Below are 14,814 nucleotides of genomic sequence, written 5' to 3'. Positions count from 1 at the left end.
CTCGGGCTTTCCTCCGGGCGCTTCCCTTCGGTGTTTCATTTTGTCTTGCTGTCTTGCGTTTCCGACTCTATCAGACTCTTTCGTGTCCGATTTCCCCGGCGCCTTTCCGGTTCCCGCTCCGGCCTTTCGGCTTTCGCGTTTCCCTTTCCGGCGGTTCCGACTTTATCAGAGATTCTGAGTCGGAATTCCCCCGCCCTCTTCGGGTTGCTCCAGGCACGTGAGTGCCGGGGGCTTCCCTCTCAGGCGGAGACGTAAACGTACTGGAGCGGGGCGCCCCGATGCAAATCGAGGCGCCCCGCTCCTAGTTCACGCAGTGTCAGGGTCAGACCTCGACGACGACGGGAAGGATCATCGGGCGTCGGCGGTAGTTGTCCGAGACCCACTTGCCCAGCGTGCGGCGGATGAGTTGCTGCAGCTGGTGGGGCTCGACGACACCGTCCTGGGCCGACTTCTCGAGGACCTCCTGGACCCTCGGCATGACGGCGGAGAAGGCCGAGTCCTCGATGCCGGAGCCGCGGGCCTGGATGTGCGGGCCCCCGGTGATCTTGCCGCTGCTGGAGTCCACCACCACGAAGACCGAGATGATGCCCTCGTCCCCGAGGATCCTGCGGTCCTTCAGCGCGGGCTCGCCGACATCGCCCACGGAGAGTCCGTCGACGTATACGTAACCGGCCTGGACCTTGCCGACGATCTTCGCCTTGCCCTCGACGAGGTCGACGACGACGCCGTCCTCGGCGATCACGATGCGGTCGTGCGGGACGCCGGTGAGGGCGCCGAGCTCGGCGTTGGCGCGCAAGTGGCGCCATTCGCCGTGCACCGGCATCAGATTCTTGGGCTTGCAGATGTTGTAGAAGTACAGGAGCTCGCCGGCCGAGGCGTGGCCGGAGACGTGCACCTTCGCGTTGCCCTTGTGGACGACGTTCGCTCCCCAGCGGGTCAGGCCGTTGATCACGCGGTAGACCGCGTTCTCGTTGCCGGGGATGAGCGAGGACGCCAGGATCACCGTGTCGCCCTGGACGATGCGGATCTGGTGGTCGCGGTTGGCCATCCGGGAGAGGGCGGCCATCGGTTCACCCTGCGAGCCCGTGCAGACGAGCACGACCTCGTGATCCGGCAGGTCGTCGAGCGTCTTGACGTCGACCACCAGGCCCGGCGGGACCTTGAGGTAGCCGAGGTCCCGCGCGATGCCCATGTTGCGGACCATGGAGCGGCCGACGAAGGCGACCCTGCGGCCGTACTCGTGGGCTGCGTCCAGGATCTGCTGGATGCGGTGGACGTGGCTGGCGAAGCTGGCGACGATGATCCGCTTCTGGGCGCCGGCGAAGACGCCCCGGATCACGTTCGAGATGTCGCGCTCCGGCGGGACGAAGCCCGGGACCTCGGCGTTCGTCGAGTCGGAGAGAAGGAGGTCGATGCCCTCCTCGCTCAGCCGCGCGAACGCGTGCAGGTCCGTGAGGCGGCCGTCCATCGGCAGCTGGTCCATCTTGAAGTCGCCGGTGGCGACCACCATGCCCGCGGGGGTGCGGACGGCGACGGCCAGGGCGTCCGGGATGGAGTGGTTGACCGCGATGAACTCGCAGTCGAACGGGCCGAGGCGCTCGCGGTCGCCCTCGACGACCTCCAGCGTGTACGGACGGATCCGGTGCTCCTGGAGCTTCGCCTCGATGAGCGCGAGCGTCAGCTTGGAGCCGATCAGCGGGATGTCCGGCTTCTCGCGGAGGAGATAGGGGACACCGCCGATGTGGTCCTCGTGGCCGTGCGTGAGCACGATGCCGTCGATGTCGTCGAGGCGGTCCCTGATGGACGTGAAGTCCGGCAGGATCAAGTCGATTCCGGGCTGCTCCTCCTCGGGGAAGAGCACTCCGCAGTCGACGATCAGCAGGCGACCGTTGTACTCGAATACGGTCATGTTGCGGCCGATCTCACCGAGGCCGCCCAGCGGGGTGACCCGCAGGCCGCCCTTGGGGAGCTTCGGCGGGGCGCCGAGTTCAGGATGCGGATGACTCAAAAGACTCTCCTCACCACACGCGCCACGTACCTCCAGGGCACGTGGCGCGCATGACGTTCGTGCAGTAGCAGTTGTTTGTGTGTGCAGGACGGGGTCCTGCGGGGTTTCGCGTATTCAGTTGTGAAGTCTGTGTCAGAGCTGTACCCCGCCTGCGGCGAGGTCGATCTTGAGCTGGGCCGTTTCGTCGTGCGAGAGCTCGACGAGGGGCAGGCGGAGCGGGCCCGCGGGACGGCCCTGCAGGGTGAGCGCCGCCTTCGTGGTGATCACACCCTGCGTACGGAACATGCCGGTGAAGACGGGGAGCAGCTTCTGGTGGATCTCTGTGGCCTTCTGTACGTCACCCGTGGCGTACGCGTCGAGCATGGCGCGCAGCTCCGGGGTGACCACGTGGCTGACGACGGAGACGAAGCCGCAGGCGCCCACGGAGAGCAGCGGGAGGTTCAGCATGTCGTCGCCGGAGTACCAGGCGAGGCCGGAGCGGGCGATGGCCCAGCTGGCGCGGCCGAGGTCGCCCTTGGCGTCCTTGTTGGCGACGATCCGCGGGTGGTGGGCGAGGCGGACGATCGTCTCGGTGTTGATCGGTACGCCGCTGCGGCCGGGGATGTCGTAGAGCATGACCGGCAGCTCGGTGCTGTCGGCGATCGCGGTGAAGTGCCGGAGGAGGCCCTCCTGCGGCGGCTTGTTGTAGTACGGCGTGACCGTCAGGAGGCCGGTGGCGCCGACACGCTCGGCGTCGCGGGCGAGCTCGATGCTGTGGCGGGTGTCGTTCGTGCCGACGCCCGCCACGACGTGGGCGCGGTCTCCGACTGCTTCCACCACGGCTCGTACGAGGTCGGCTTTCTCCGCGTTGCTGGTGGTCGGGGACTCGCCGGTGGTGCCGTTGATGACGAGGCCGTCGTTGCCTGCGTCCACCAACTGGGCGGCGAGTCGCTGCGCGCCGTCGAGGTCGAGTGCGCCGTCCGCCGTGAAGGGCGTGACCATAGCGGTGAGGACCCTGCCGAAGGGGGTCTGCGGAGTGGAGGTCGGAGCCATGGGTAACACGCTACTCGCTGCTCAGCGCGTGGTCCCCCCTCGGGGGATGTGTGCGGACCTGACAAGTGAGGAGCCCGGCACTGCCTGCTCGGGGGTTCAAGCAGTGCCGGGTCCGTTTGATCAGGCTAGATGAACTTCTCGAAATGCCGCAATACGGACACCTCACTCAGCCCACCCGTACATCAGTGCCTTACGGAGCCACACGTCCATTGGCGTTGAAGGCCGCGTGCGTGAGGGGCATGAGCTTGGCCCACTCCTCCTCCATCTTTTCGCCGACCATCTCGATCTCCCGCTGCGGGAAGGACGGGACCTTGGCGAGCTCGTGCTGCGTGCGCAGGCCGAGGAAGTGCATCAGCGAACGGGCGTTGCACGTCGCGTACATCGACGAGAAGAGGCCGACCGGCAGGACCGCACGGGCGACTTCGCGGGCGACACCGGCGGCGAGCATCTCCTGATACGCCTCGTACGCCTGACGGTAGGAGTCCTCCATGACGCGGCCCGTGAGCTCCTGCTGGGCCTGGGTGCCCTCCACGAAGACGTACTTCCCGGGGCGGCCCTCCTGGACCAGCTTGCGGGACTCGTCAGGGACGTAGAACGTCGGCTGGAGCTCCCTGTAGCGGCCCGATTCCTCGTTGTACGACCAGCCCACGCGGTGCCGCATGAACTCGCGGAAGACGAAGATCGGGGCGCTGATGAAGAACGTCATCGAGTTGTGCTCGAAGGGGCTGCCGTGGCGGTCCCGCATCAGGTAGTTGATCAGGCCCTTGGAACGCTCGGGGTCCTTCTGGAGCTCCTCCAGGGACTGCTCACCGGCAGTGGAGACACGGGCGGCCCACAGGACGTCGGAGTCGGTCGCGGCATGCTTCACCAACTCGACGGTGACCTCGCTGCGGAAGCTGGGCTTGAGGTCTTCGGTGGGGGTCTCGCTCACTGGCGGGGTCCTTCCATGTGCATCACTCGGGCGGCGCCCACTCTATGGCCCGGCACTGACAATCAGCCGTTCGGTGGCCCGTCACGACAATCTTCGGCGAATTTGGCGAAACCGGGCACCAATTGGCCGTTTCGAGCGTCTGACTGGACAACAGAGTTAAGTTCGAGTCGCGTGAGGAGAAACGCACCCCATGTTCCGTCGGCGCGAGCCCGTCCCGTTCGCCTTCATCGCCGAAGCCGACAAGTTCCGCAGCAATGTCACTCCCCCACCCCGAGAGCGTGCCTCGGCCGCTCAGGTCGTGGGCCGCACCCTGGTCGGCCTGGTCGTGGTCGCCGGCCTCGCGGGTTCCCTGCTGTTCGGCATGCCCGCCCTGTCGCCCGACCAGGCACCCGCGCAGAACCAGCAGTCAGAAGCCTCGGACGGCCGATGACGACCGTCTGATCCCTGGCTCTCCCCCACTGCCCCAAAGGCGTGGGAGGTACCCCCATGGGCCCCCAGAGGTGGTAGGCGGGAGCAGGGCTCGGTAGCCTCACCGGGCACAGCCCGTGCGTGGATCGAGTGAGGATTCAGTCGTGCCCCTGCCCTTCCTGACGGCGGACCGCGCCTTTGACGAGTCAGCGGACGACGCCGCGCTGCCCTTCGACGACCGCGACCACTGGCGCCGGCCCTACCGCCCGGGCCCGTGGCGGGTGGGGGCGGCCGCGCTGCTCCTGCTGCTCGCCTCGTACGTCCTCGTCGCCGCCGTCATCATCGCGTTCGCGGACTCACTGGCGGGGGCCGCGATCTGCGCGGGGCTCGCGGTGGCCATCATCGTGAGCGCGGTGCGGCTGCTGCGGATGGGCACCTGGGTGAGCGCGCACGGGCTGCGTCGTGTGGCCTTCCTGACGACGCAGACCGTGCCGTGGGCGCAGGTCGTGACGGTGCGTACGACGCAGCAGCCCGTGCGGTGGCTCGGGCTGCCCCGCACCGTGCAGGGGCAGGCACTCGTCCTCGTACGCCGGGATCAGCGGGCCGAGGGGCAGCAGCCGCTGCTCACCGACCGCAACGCCGACTTCCTGGCGCGGTACGAGGCGTTCAACCGGGCGGCCGACTCCATCGAGGTGTGGGCCGACGAGTACCGCCGTACCGCCTGACCCGGAAAGCTAGACGTTCACCGGCCTGCCCGCGTGCAGCGCGATCGCGCGCTGCATCGCCTGCCTCGCGCGCGGGGTGTCCCGGGCGTCGTGATAGGCGACGGCGAGGCGGAACCAGCAGCGCCAGTCGTCCGGCGAGTCCTCGGTCTCGGCCTTGCGCCTGGCGAAGACCTCGTCGGCCGAGTCGCGGTCGATGCGGCCGCCGGGCGTGCGCTTCAACTCGTCCACCGGCAGGCCACCTTCGGCCTCGAGCTCGGCGGCGAGACGGTTGGCGCGCTGGACGAACTGGGTGTTCTTCCAGAGGAACCAGACGCCGATGAACGGCAGGATGAGCACCGCGACACCGAAGGTGACGGTGAGCGCGGTGCCGTGCTGTATCAGGAGCACGCCGCGGCTGCCGACCAGGACGAAGTAGACGACCAGGACGGCAGCCGTGACGGCGTAAGTGATCTTTGCTCGCATGAGGTCAGCCGGCCCGGGTCAGTTCAGGTCCAGGAAGTGTTCCAGGCCGAACGTCAGGCCCGGCGTGCTCACCACACGGCGTACGCCGAGCAGAATGCCCGGCATGAAGCTGCTGTGGTGCAGCGAGTCGTGCCGGACGGTGAGCGTCTCGCCCTCGCCGCCGAGCAGCACCTCCTGGTGGGCCAGGAGGCCGCGCAGGCGCACGGAGTGCACCGGCACGCCGTCGACGTCCGCGCCACGGGCACCGTCGAGCGCGGTCGTCGTGGCGTCGGGCTGCGGGGCGCTGCCCGCCTCCCTGCGCGCCTCGGCAATGAGCTGGGCGGTGCGCGTGGCGGTGCCGCTGGGGGCGTCGGCCTTGTTCGGGTGGTGCAGCTCGACGACCTCGACGGACTCGAAGTACGGCGCCGCGATCTGCGCGAACTTCATGGTGAGGACCGCGCCGATGGAGAAGTTCGGGGCGATCAGGACGCCCGTCTCCGGGGACGCGGCCAGCGCGCTCCGCAGCTGCGCGACGCGGTCGTCGGTCCAGCCCGTCGTACCGACCACGGCGTGGATCCCGTGCCGTGCGCAGAAGTCCAGGTTGCCCATCACCGAGTCGGGGTTGGTCAGTTCGACCGCGACCTGGGCACCGGTCTCCACCAGCGTGTCCAGCGAGTCGCCCCGGCCAAGGGCGGCGACCAGTTCCAGGTCGTCGGCGGCTTCGACGGCCCGGACGGCCTCGGAGCCGATCCGGCCCTTGGCCCCGATGACTGCCACGCGCAGCTTGCTCATGTGCCTGATTCCTTAAGGGAGTTAGAAGACCGCTAAGGGCTTAGGAGACCGCTTCGTGCAGGCGGGCGGCCTGCTTGTCCTTGAGCGGGCCGATGGCCGACAGCGAGGGACGGTGGCCGAGGACCTCACGGGCGACCTCGCGCACGTCGTCCGGGGTGACCGCCGCGATCTTCGCCAGCATGTCGTCGACCGACATCTGCTCGCCCCAGCACAGCTCGCTCTTGCCGATACGGTTCATCAGCGCGCCGGTGTCCTCCAGACCGAGGACGGTGGAGCCCGCGAGCTGGCCGATCGCGCGGCCGATCTCGTCGTCGCTCAGACCGTTCTGCGCGACCTGGTCGAGTTCGTCGCGGCAGATCTTCAGGACGTCGTGCACCTGGCTCGGGCGGCAGCCCGCGTACACGCCGAAGAGGCCGGTGTCGGCGAAGCCCGACGTGTACGAGTACACGCTGTAGGCCAGGCCGCGCTTCTCCCGGACCTCCTGGAAGAGGCGGGAGGACATGCCGCCGCCGAGCGCGGTGTTCAGGACGCCCATGGCCCAGCGGCGCTCGTCGGTGCGGGCGAGGCCCGGCATGCCGAGGATGACGTGGGCCTGCTCGGTCTTGCGGTTGACGATCTCGACGCGGCCCGCCGTGCGCAGAGCGCGGGAGCCCTGGCGCGGGGCCATCGGGGTGGCGTCGGTGCGGTTCAGGGCGCCGGCCTTCTCGAAGGCGGCGCGGACCTGGCGTACGACCTTGTTGTGGTCCACGTTGCCCGCGGCCGCGACCACGAGGTGGGTCGGGTCGTAGTGCTTCTTGTAGAAGCGGCGGATCCGCTCGGCGGTGAGGGCGTTGACCGTCTCCTCGGTGCCGAGGACGGGGCGGCCGAGCGGGGTGTCGCCGAGCATCGTGTGCGCGAACAGGTCGTGCACGCAGTCGCCCGGGTCGTCCTCGGTCATCGCGATCTCTTCGAGGATGACGCCGCGCTCGGCGTCGACGTCCTCCTGGAGGATCAGGGAGCCCGTCAGCATGTCGCAGACGACGTCGATGGCCAGCGGCAGGTCGGTGTCGAGCACGCGTGCGTAGTAGCACGTGTACTCCTTCGCCGTGAACGCGTTCATCTCGCCGCCGACCGCGTCGAGCGCGGCCGAGATGTCGAGGGCGCTGCGCTTCTTGGTGCCCTTGAAGAGCAGGTGCTCCAAGTAGTGCGTGGCGCCGTTCAGGGTCGGCGTCTCGTCACGGGATCCGACGTTCGCCCAGATCCCGAAGGTCGCCGAGCGTACGGAGGGCAGGGTCTCGGTGACGACGCGGAGGCCGCCCGGCAGCGTCGTACGGCGGACCGTGCCGATGCCGTCCTTGCCCTTGAGGAGGGTTTGGGTACGGGCGACGGCCCGCCCCTCCGAAGAGGGGCGGGCCGTCGTCGTGGTGCTACGCGACGTCACTTGTCGGTGTCGTCCTTCGTGTCGTCGCCCTCTTCGCCCTCGATGACGGGGATGAGGGAGAGCTTGCCGCGGGAATCGATCTCGGCGATCTCGACCTGGACCTTCTGGCCCACACCGACGACGTCCTCGACGTTCTCCACGCGCTTGCCGCCGGCGAGCTTGCGGATCTGCGAGATGTGCAGCAGACCGTCCTTGCCCGGCATGAGCGAGACGAACGCGCCGAAGGTCGTCGTCTTCACGACGGTGCCCAGGTAGCGCTCGCCGACCTCCGGCATGGTCGGGTTGGCGATGCCGTTGATCGTGGCGCGGGCGGCCTCGGCCTGCGAGCCCTGAGCGGCACCGATGTAGATGGTGCCGTCGTCCTCGATCGTGATGTCGGCGCCGGTGTCCTCCTGGATCTGGTTGATCATCTTGCCCTTCGGGCCGATGACCTCACCGATCTTGTCCACCGGGATCTTGACGGTGATGATGCGCGGCGCGTTCGGGGACATCTCGTCCGGAACGTCGATCGCCTCGTTCATCACGTCGAGGATGTGCAGACGCGCGTCACGGGCCTGCTTCAGCGCGGCGGCCAGGACCGAGGCGGGGATGCCGTCGAGCTTGGTGTCGAGCTGGAGCGCGGTCACGAACTGCTTCGTGCCGGCGACCTTGAAGTCCATGTCGCCGAAGGCGTCCTCCGCACCGAGGATGTCGGTGAGGGCGACGTAGTGCGTCTGGCCGTCGATCTCCTGGGAGATCAGACCCATGGCGATACCGGCGACGGCGGCCTTCAGCGGCACACCGGCGTTCAGCAGCGACATCGTCGAGGCGCAGACCGAGCCCATGGACGTCGAGCCGTTCGAACCGAGGGCCTCGGAGACCTGACGGATCGCGTACGGGAACTCCTCGCGCGAGGGGAGCACCGGCACGATCGCGCGCTCGGCGAGCGCGCCGTGGCCGATCTCGCGGCGCTTCGGCGAACCGACGCGGCCGGTCTCGCCGACCGAGTACGGCGGGAAGTTGTAGTTGTGCATGTAGCGCTTGCGCGTCACCGGCGAAAGGGTGTCGAGCTGCTGCTCCATACGGAGCATGTTGAGGGTGGTGACGCCCAGGATCTGGGTCTCGCCACGCTCGAACAGCGCCGAACCGTGCACGCGCGGGATGGCCTCGACCTCGGCGGCGAGCGTACGGATGTCCGTGACGCCACGGCCGTCGATGCGGACCTTGTCCTTGATGACGCGCTCGCGGACCAGCTTCTTGGTCAGCGCGCGGTAGGCACCGGAGATCTCCTTCTCGCGGCCCTCGAACTGCGGGAGCAGCTTCTCGGAGGCGATCTCCTTGACGCGGTCGAGCTCGGTCTCGCGCTCCTGCTTGCCGGCGATGGTCAGGGCCTGGGAGAGCTCCGACTTCACGGCGGCGGTGAGGGCCTCGAGGACGTCGTCCTGGTAGTCCAGGAAGACCGGGAACTCGCCGGTGGGCTTGGCGGCCTTGGCGGCGAGGTCCGACTGGGCCTTGCAGAGGGCCTTGATGAAGGGCTTCGCGGCTTCCAGACCGGCGGCGACGACCTCTTCGGTCGGGGCCTCGGCGCCGTCCTTCACCAGCTGGATGGTCTTCTCGGTGGCCTCGGCCTCGACCATCATGATCGCGACGTCGCCGTCCTCGAGGACGCGACCGGCGACGACCATGTCGAAGACGGCGTCCTCGAGCTCGGTGTGCGTCGGGAAGGCGACCCACTGGCCCTTGATGAGCGCCACGCGCGTGCCGCCGATCGGGCCCGAGAAGGGCAGGCCGGCCAGCTGCGTGGAGCAGGAGGCGGCGTTGATCGCGACCACGTCGTACAGGTGGTCGGGGTTGAGCGCCATGATCGTCTCGACGATCTGGATCTCGTTGCGCAGGCCCTTCTTGAAGGAAGGACGCAGCGGGCGGTCGATCAGGCGGCAGGTCAGGATCGCGTCCTCGGAGGGACGGCCCTCACGCCGGAAGAACGAACCGGGGATCTTGCCGGCGGCGTACTGCCGCTCCTCGACGTCCACCGTGAGGGGGAAGAAGTCGAGCTGGTCCTTGGGCCGCTTGGAAGCGGTGGTGGCCGACAGCACCATGGTGTCGTCGTCCAGGTACGCGACGGCGGAGCCTGCGGCCTGCTTGGCCAGGCGGCCCGTCTCGAAGCGGATGGTGCGGGTGCCGAAGGTGCCGTTGTCGATAACAGCCTCGGCGTAGTGGGTCTCGTTCTCCACTGTTCTCCTACGTGTCTACGTTTCGTCTTCTCGCCCCTGGGCCCGTGTGGCCCGGGAGCGGCGCCCCATGCGTCCTTCGTGGACGGGGACTGTGCGGAGAAACGCGCCGTGTGTGCGGGCCGGTCTTCGATCGAAGCTCCCGGGGGTTTCGCCCGGGGGCCACTACCGAAGATCGGCGGCGGCTGGTGCGCCTCTCCTTCGTGAGGTCCTACTGGGTGTCCCCCGGGCGCTGGATCATGGTGATCCCTACCCGCGGGGACGTGCTTATGTCACCAGACTACAAAGCGTCGGTGACAACGCGCACGTACAGCAAAGGGAGCGGCCCCCTCTTGCGTGGGAACCGCTCCCTTCACGATGTCTTACTTCGCGCCCGCCGCACCGCGACGGATGCCCAGACGGTCCACCAGCGCACGGAAGCGCTTGATGTCCTTCTTGGCAAGGTACTGCAGCAGACGGCGGCGCTGACCGACCAGGATCAGCAGACCACGACGGGAGTGGTGGTCGTGCTTGTGGGTCTTGAGGTGCTCGGTCAGGTCCGAGATGCGGCGGGAGAGCATGGCGACCTGGACCTCGGGGGAGCCGGTGTCGCCCTCCTTCTGGCCGAACTCGGTCATGATCTGCTTCTTCGTAGCGGCGTCGAGCGACACGCTTACTCCTCGTAGTCTTTTCGTGGCCACCGAGTGCCCCTGGTCTACATCGCAGGGGAGCTTCCACAACTCGGGAGGCGAGGTCCGCTGGGCGCTGCCCTCAGGTCCTTGGTCGAGGTGTCGACCTTGGGGGTCCGGGGGCGCGTACACATACGGCCGCTACACAGGGTACCAGTCGGGTCGTGGACAGCTGACAGGGCTCCTGTCCAGCCCTCCGGAGTCATCCGCGCGCTGCTTCAGCTCTGCGCTTCAGGCCGCTTCAGGCGCCTTCGACTCCCAGCACGCTGAAGGCCGCGTCCTTCCAGTGTCCACTGTCCTCCGCGGAGAGCTCCCGGGGGGCGAAGAAGACCCGGCCGTGCTCGACGATGATCTCGTTCTCCTCCGGATTCTCCATACCGATGCGGTCCGGCATGCCGAAGAGCAGGTACGGGGCCTCCTTGCCCGTACGCGGGTCGAGGCTCACCACGGCGGCCGGTGAGACACCGTCGGCACTCGGGCGGAACGCGAGCAGCCTGCCGCCGCTCACCCGCAAGGGGTACATCGGGCGGCCCGGCTTCGAGTCGAACTTCTTGACGGTCTTCCCGGTGCCGAGGTCGTACGAGACGATCCAGTTGTCCGCGGGCGTCCCCTTGGCGGCCGCCAGGAACAGCTGGTCCCGCCCGACCGCGATCGCGTCACACGTCTCCACGGTCCCGAAGAGCGGCTTGTGGCAGTTGTCGACGAAGCGGCCCTCCGGCATGTCGATCGTGGCCCGGTAGTCACCTCGGTCATCGAGGGTGATCAAGTCCGTCACGGCGGTACCCGCGGTCGAGACGGCAAGCACGGCGGGCTCGGACGAGACCAAGTAGACGCGCTCGATCCCCCGCGCCACCTTGTAGGTCCACTCCGGCTCACCCGTCCTGGGCCGCACCTTCTGCACCTTGAACTGGGGCTCCTCGGTGCCCCCGCACCGGACGAGGGCAAGGAGGTCGCGCCCGCCCGCGAAGCCGAGGTCCCGGCACTCCGCGGAGGCCGCGCTCGTCCACAACTGCCGCCCGCGCTTCATGTCGTACGCGACCGAGCCTTGACCCCAGGCCACGGTGACCGTGCCGCGCGTCATGGTCACGTTGGTGTTCGGCGCGAACGCTCCCTTGGCGTCGGGCAGCTTCACCTGCCAGAGCTTCTCGCCGGTGTTCAGGTCGAAGAAGGCCAGTTGGGTGCAGAGGGACGTGTCGGGGTCATCGGCCTTGGGGCTCTTGCCCTTGGCTTCCTTTCCCTTGCCCTTACCCTTGCCCTTGCCCTTTTTGTCGTTCTTGCTCTTCTTGCTCTTCTTGCTCTTCTCGTCTTTCTTGCTTTTCTTCTTGCCCTTGTCGTCCTTGCTCTTCTCGTCCTTGCCCTTGGGCTTGTCAGCCCTCTCCTGGAGCAGGACAGCCGTGCGTCCGTCGGCGGTGACGTGGCGGGTGGTGTCGCATATGGGGCCGGTCAGCTCGGTGGACCAGTCCTCCTCGAACGTGCCGAACTTGAAGCCCTTGAGCGTGCTGCCGGTTCCCCGGACGAAGTTCTTCTCCGTCGCCCACGCGCCGGGCGCGTGGACGGTCTCGCCCCCGAACCTCTTCTTGAACTCTTTTTCGTTGTGGTCGACGGCGAGATTGGCCTCAGGACTCCGGGGGAATTTCTCGACGGTGTCCCGGATGTCGTCCGGTGCCTGCCGCACGGCGGCCGGCTTCTTCGGCTGCGGCTCATCGCCGTCGGCCGCCGCCCAGACGACACCGCTGCCCACGCAGAGAACCACTGCCAGCAGAACGGCCAGCGCCCTCGCGCGACGCTTCTTGTTCTCCCTCTCCGCGCTCAGGACGGACTGAGTGAAGGCGGAATGAGGCGGGCCGTGACTCACGTGGCAGGGCCTTTCTGGTTCGAAGGGGGGTCGCTTCAGGCGAAGCGGAGTGTCGCTTCGTGCGAAGTCGCGGGTGAACTCACCGCACATGCCCGCTGGTTCAGGTCCCGCACGATGCGCGCGTCACCTTATCTCCGCGCTTTCGCCATCATCCGTTCAGGCTTGAGGGACCCGCGACCGGAACCCCGGGTGACAAGTCCATTGCGCTGCGTACCTTCCGGCCTGCCAAGTACGCTGAGCCCACGGTTGGTTCGCTCAGGTGGAAGGGGCCGTCGCGCAATGGCCGAGGCACAGCACGAGGACGTCCAGGCTCGTAAAGAGCGCGAGAAGAACGAGCTCTACGCTCTCGACATCTCCGGCGTGGAGTGGCACAGCGCGCCGGGCGCCGAGGCGCACGAGGAGCGGGTCGAGATCGCGTACCTGCCGGACGGCGCCGTGGCCATGCGGTCGTCACTCGATCCCGAGACGGTGCTGCGATACACCGAGGCGGAATGGCGGGCCTTCGTACTCGGGGCGCGGGACGGGGAGTTCGATCTGGAGCCGGCGGCGGGCGAGGGCAGCCGGGACGCGGCTGACGCATAGAGCGCAGCCGTCAACTGGTCAGAGCTCGCGCCGAGGCGTACACGTCGAAGACGGCCAGGGTCAGTGGGACCAGCGTCAGCAGGACGAAGCCTTCCGCGATTTCCGTGAAGCGGCCCCAGAAGGGGGTGACTCCGCGGCGTGACGTGATCAGGCCTACGGCGGTGACCAGTACGGAGGCGGCCGCGATCGCCGCGATCAGCCACAGCGTTCGTACGTTGAGGGCCGAACTGTCGCCGCGCAGGGCATCGCGCATCAGCGCGTGCGGCGGGTCGAGGCAGAGGCCGAGTCCGAGCAGCACGAGTGCCGACAGGCCCGCGGCCAGCGTGGAGGCGACCTGAGCCGTGTAGCGGAAGAGCTGGGCGCGCATCAGCATCGCGATGCCGGTGGCGAGGGCAAGCAACTGCCCCCAGACATCGTCGGAGAAGCCGAGCACCGCGGCCGCACCGACGGACACCAGGGCGCAGCCACCCACCAGGCCGACGAGCAGCTCGTGACCGCGGCGGGCCTGGGCGGCGATGCGCTCGGCGTCGACAGGCTGCTGCGGCTCCGGCTCGGCGCCGTACTCGTTGCGTGTGGCGTGCGGGGACTCGAAGCCGATGGGGATACGGGCGAACCGCATGGACAGGCCCGGCAGGAACGCGAGGGCGCCTACGGCCAGCGGGGAGCAGAGCGCCGCGGTCTCGATCGGCTCCAAACTGCTGAGCGTCGCGATGAACACGGTGAGCAGGCCGACGGCGGAGGCGAAGACGAAGGCCACGAACGGGCCGTCCCCGCGCGGCGACACCAGGGTGAGGATCACCGAGGCGATGAGTACTGCCGTGCAGGCGAGCAGGAACTGGAGCCTGCCGATGCCCTGCCCCTCGGTCAGGGGCAGCAGACCGGAGCCGGCCACCGCCACGTTCGGCAGGGCGCCGAGGCCGAGAGCGATGGCCGAGGCCCGGTCGTCGTAGATCCGCGCACGCACGCAGGCGAGGGTGAGCAGCAGCAGGCCCGCGATGGCGGCAAGGATGCCCGGCAGGCTGTGCATGTCGTGGCGGGGCTCCGCGGTCCAGGCCACGAAGGCGATGAGGGCCGGCAGCACGGCGCCGCCGATGAGTCCCGCCACACGCGTCGAGTCGCCGTTCCACAGCGTGCGATCGCGCGTCACCGCGGAGGCGACTGCCTCGGACACGTCATCGAAGACCGCGGGCGGCAAGGACTCCGAGAACGGGCGCAGGGTGAGGAGCTCGCCGTCGAGGATGCGCTGCGCCGCGAAGGATCGGGCGCTGTCCAGTACGGCGCCGTCACGGCGTACGAGGTGGTAGCCGACAGGGGCGCCTTCGGCCGGGCTCTGCCGGGAAAGGCGCAGGATCTCCGGGTATATGTCGGCGACCGGGATGTCGTCGGGCAGCGCCACGTCGATCCGGCTGTCGGGCGCGACGATGGTGACGCGGCAGAAGCCGAATCCCGTGCCGGTTCCGGAGGCGGGTCCCGGAGGTGTTCCCTGGCCGGGCCGTCCCGATCCGGTGGCCGTCGCGGAGGCCGTCATGCTCACCTTGCTGCTCCCCCTCCATGCTGTGGTCCTGATGGCGATGTCATCAGTGGTGCTGGTACTGGTGCTGCGCGCGCGGCGTGTCCGCCGACTGTGCCGCATCACGTGGTGCATCGCGGCGTGATCTGACCCAGCTGGCTGGTTCTTGGTGGCAACCCTCACCACATACGGCGAAAAGCGCCGATTCGCCGGTCAGTTGAACAGGCGACTC

At 68.3% G+C, this 14,814-nt stretch carries 14 protein-coding genes; 4 read left to right on the top strand and 10 right to left on the bottom strand.

The window, feature by feature from the left end:
• Positions 1 to 322: 322 nt before the first annotated feature.
• The 3 genes from ACWGIH_RS28365 to thyX form a co-directional block, all read right to left on the bottom strand.
• The gene (locus tag ACWGIH_RS28365) at positions 323 to 2,008 is read right to left on the bottom strand and encodes a ribonuclease J (RefSeq protein WP_453452701.1); all 1,686 of its coding nucleotides are present in this window, start codon (positions 2,006 to 2,008) and stop codon (positions 323 to 325) included.
• A 132-nt stretch (positions 2,009 to 2,140) separates the two neighbouring features.
• Positions 2,141 to 3,040, bottom strand: coding sequence for a 4-hydroxy-tetrahydrodipicolinate synthase (gene dapA / locus ACWGIH_RS28360; RefSeq protein ID WP_453452703.1), 900 nt, complete (start codon positions 3,038 to 3,040; stop codon positions 2,141 to 2,143).
• Between the two features lie 190 nt (positions 3,041 to 3,230).
• A complete protein-coding gene (thyX, locus tag ACWGIH_RS28355) occupies positions 3,231 to 3,971 on the bottom strand; it encodes an FAD-dependent thymidylate synthase (protein ID WP_453452705.1) in 741 nt (246 codons plus the stop codon).
• 190 nt (positions 3,972 to 4,161) lie between these two features.
• On the opposite strand from thyX, the gene ACWGIH_RS28350 reads away from it, so the two are divergent.
• Together ACWGIH_RS28350 and ACWGIH_RS28345 are read left to right on the top strand one after the other, a co-directional pair.
• Complete coding sequence (locus ACWGIH_RS28350; RefSeq protein ID WP_453452706.1) at positions 4,162 to 4,401, top strand: hypothetical protein; 240 nt, start codon at positions 4,162 to 4,164, stop codon at positions 4,399 to 4,401.
• Positions 4,402 to 4,543: 142 nt separating this feature from the next.
• A complete protein-coding gene (locus ACWGIH_RS28345; RefSeq protein WP_453452708.1) occupies positions 4,544 to 5,104 on the top strand; it encodes a hypothetical protein in 561 nt (186 codons plus the stop codon).
• Between the two features lie 9 nt (positions 5,105 to 5,113).
• Here ACWGIH_RS28345 and ACWGIH_RS28340 read toward each other — a convergent pair whose 3' ends face one another.
• The 6 genes from ACWGIH_RS28340 to ACWGIH_RS28315 all read right to left on the bottom strand — a co-directional run bounded on the left by ACWGIH_RS28340 (position 5,114) and on the right by ACWGIH_RS28315 (position 12,490).
• Positions 5,114 to 5,566 carry a tetratricopeptide repeat protein gene (locus ACWGIH_RS28340; protein ID WP_363212647.1) on the bottom strand — a complete coding sequence of 151 codons (453 nt, stop codon included), beginning with the start codon at positions 5,564 to 5,566 and terminating at the stop codon, positions 5,114 to 5,116.
• Positions 5,567 to 5,584: 18 nt separating this feature from the next.
• Entirely contained in the window at positions 5,585 to 6,337 is a 753-nt protein-coding gene (dapB, locus tag ACWGIH_RS28335) for a 4-hydroxy-tetrahydrodipicolinate reductase (RefSeq protein WP_453452710.1), read from the bottom strand.
• A gap of 40 nt (positions 6,338 to 6,377) precedes the next feature.
• Entirely contained in the window at positions 6,378 to 7,757 is a 1,380-nt protein-coding gene (locus ACWGIH_RS28330) for a M16 family metallopeptidase (protein ID WP_453510414.1), read from the bottom strand.
• A complete protein-coding gene (locus tag ACWGIH_RS28325) occupies positions 7,754 to 9,970 on the bottom strand; it encodes a polyribonucleotide nucleotidyltransferase (RefSeq protein WP_453451159.1) in 2,217 nt (738 codons plus the stop codon). Before ACWGIH_RS28325 ends, ACWGIH_RS28330 begins: the two co-directional genes overlap by 4 nt.
• A gap of 359 nt (positions 9,971 to 10,329) precedes the next feature.
• On the bottom strand, positions 10,330 to 10,617 hold the full coding sequence (gene rpsO / locus ACWGIH_RS28320) for a 30S ribosomal protein S15 (protein WP_160507553.1): 288 nt from the start codon (positions 10,615 to 10,617) through the stop codon (positions 10,330 to 10,332).
• Positions 10,618 to 10,876: 259 nt separating this feature from the next.
• The gene (locus ACWGIH_RS28315; RefSeq protein WP_453451161.1) at positions 10,877 to 12,490 is read right to left on the bottom strand and encodes an outer membrane protein assembly factor BamB family protein; all 1,614 of its coding nucleotides are present in this window, start codon (positions 12,488 to 12,490) and stop codon (positions 10,877 to 10,879) included.
• 279 nt (positions 12,491 to 12,769) lie between these two features.
• Between ACWGIH_RS28315 and ACWGIH_RS28310 the strand changes: the two genes are divergently transcribed.
• Entirely contained in the window at positions 12,770 to 13,072 is a 303-nt protein-coding gene (locus ACWGIH_RS28310) for a DUF397 domain-containing protein (protein ID WP_453451162.1), read from the top strand.
• A gap of 10 nt (positions 13,073 to 13,082) precedes the next feature.
• On the opposite strand, the gene eccD is transcribed toward ACWGIH_RS28310, so the two are convergent.
• The gene (gene eccD / locus ACWGIH_RS28305) at positions 13,083 to 14,606 is read right to left on the bottom strand and encodes a type VII secretion integral membrane protein EccD (RefSeq protein ID WP_453451163.1); all 1,524 of its coding nucleotides are present in this window, start codon (positions 14,604 to 14,606) and stop codon (positions 13,083 to 13,085) included.
• Between eccD and ACWGIH_RS28300 the strand changes: the two genes are divergently transcribed.
• Positions 14,599 to 14,727 (top strand): hypothetical protein, encoded by a 129-nt coding sequence (locus ACWGIH_RS28300; RefSeq protein WP_453451164.1) that lies wholly within the window; start codon positions 14,599 to 14,601, stop codon positions 14,725 to 14,727. The genes eccD and ACWGIH_RS28300 overlap by 8 nt on opposite strands.
• Positions 14,728 to 14,814: the final 87 nt, after the last annotated feature.

The organism is Streptomyces sp. NPDC054872 (assembly GCF_053610705.1).
Note: the sequence above shows the minus strand (reverse complement) of the source record. Positions and strands in the feature narration are given on the sequence as shown.

Excerpts from the sequence above, each read along its gene's own strand:
- ACWGIH_RS28340 (WP_363212647.1), bottom strand. The coding sequence starts at position 5,566 with ATGCGAGCAAAGATCACTTACGCCGTCACGGCTGCCGTCCTGGTCGTC.
- ACWGIH_RS28300 (WP_453451164.1), top strand. The coding sequence starts at position 14,599 with ATGCTCACCTTGCTGCTCCCCCTCCATGCTGTGGTCCTGATGGCGATG.
- dapA (WP_453452703.1), bottom strand. The coding sequence starts at position 3,040 with ATGGCTCCGACCTCCACTCCGCAGACCCCCTTCGGCAGGGTCCTCACC.
- ACWGIH_RS28310 (WP_453451162.1), top strand. The coding sequence starts at position 12,770 with ATGGCCGAGGCACAGCACGAGGACGTCCAGGCTCGTAAAGAGCGCGAG.
- dapB (WP_453452710.1), bottom strand. The coding sequence starts at position 6,337 with ATGAGCAAGCTGCGCGTGGCAGTCATCGGGGCCAAGGGCCGGATCGGC.
- ACWGIH_RS28350 (WP_453452706.1), top strand. The coding sequence starts at position 4,162 with ATGTTCCGTCGGCGCGAGCCCGTCCCGTTCGCCTTCATCGCCGAAGCC.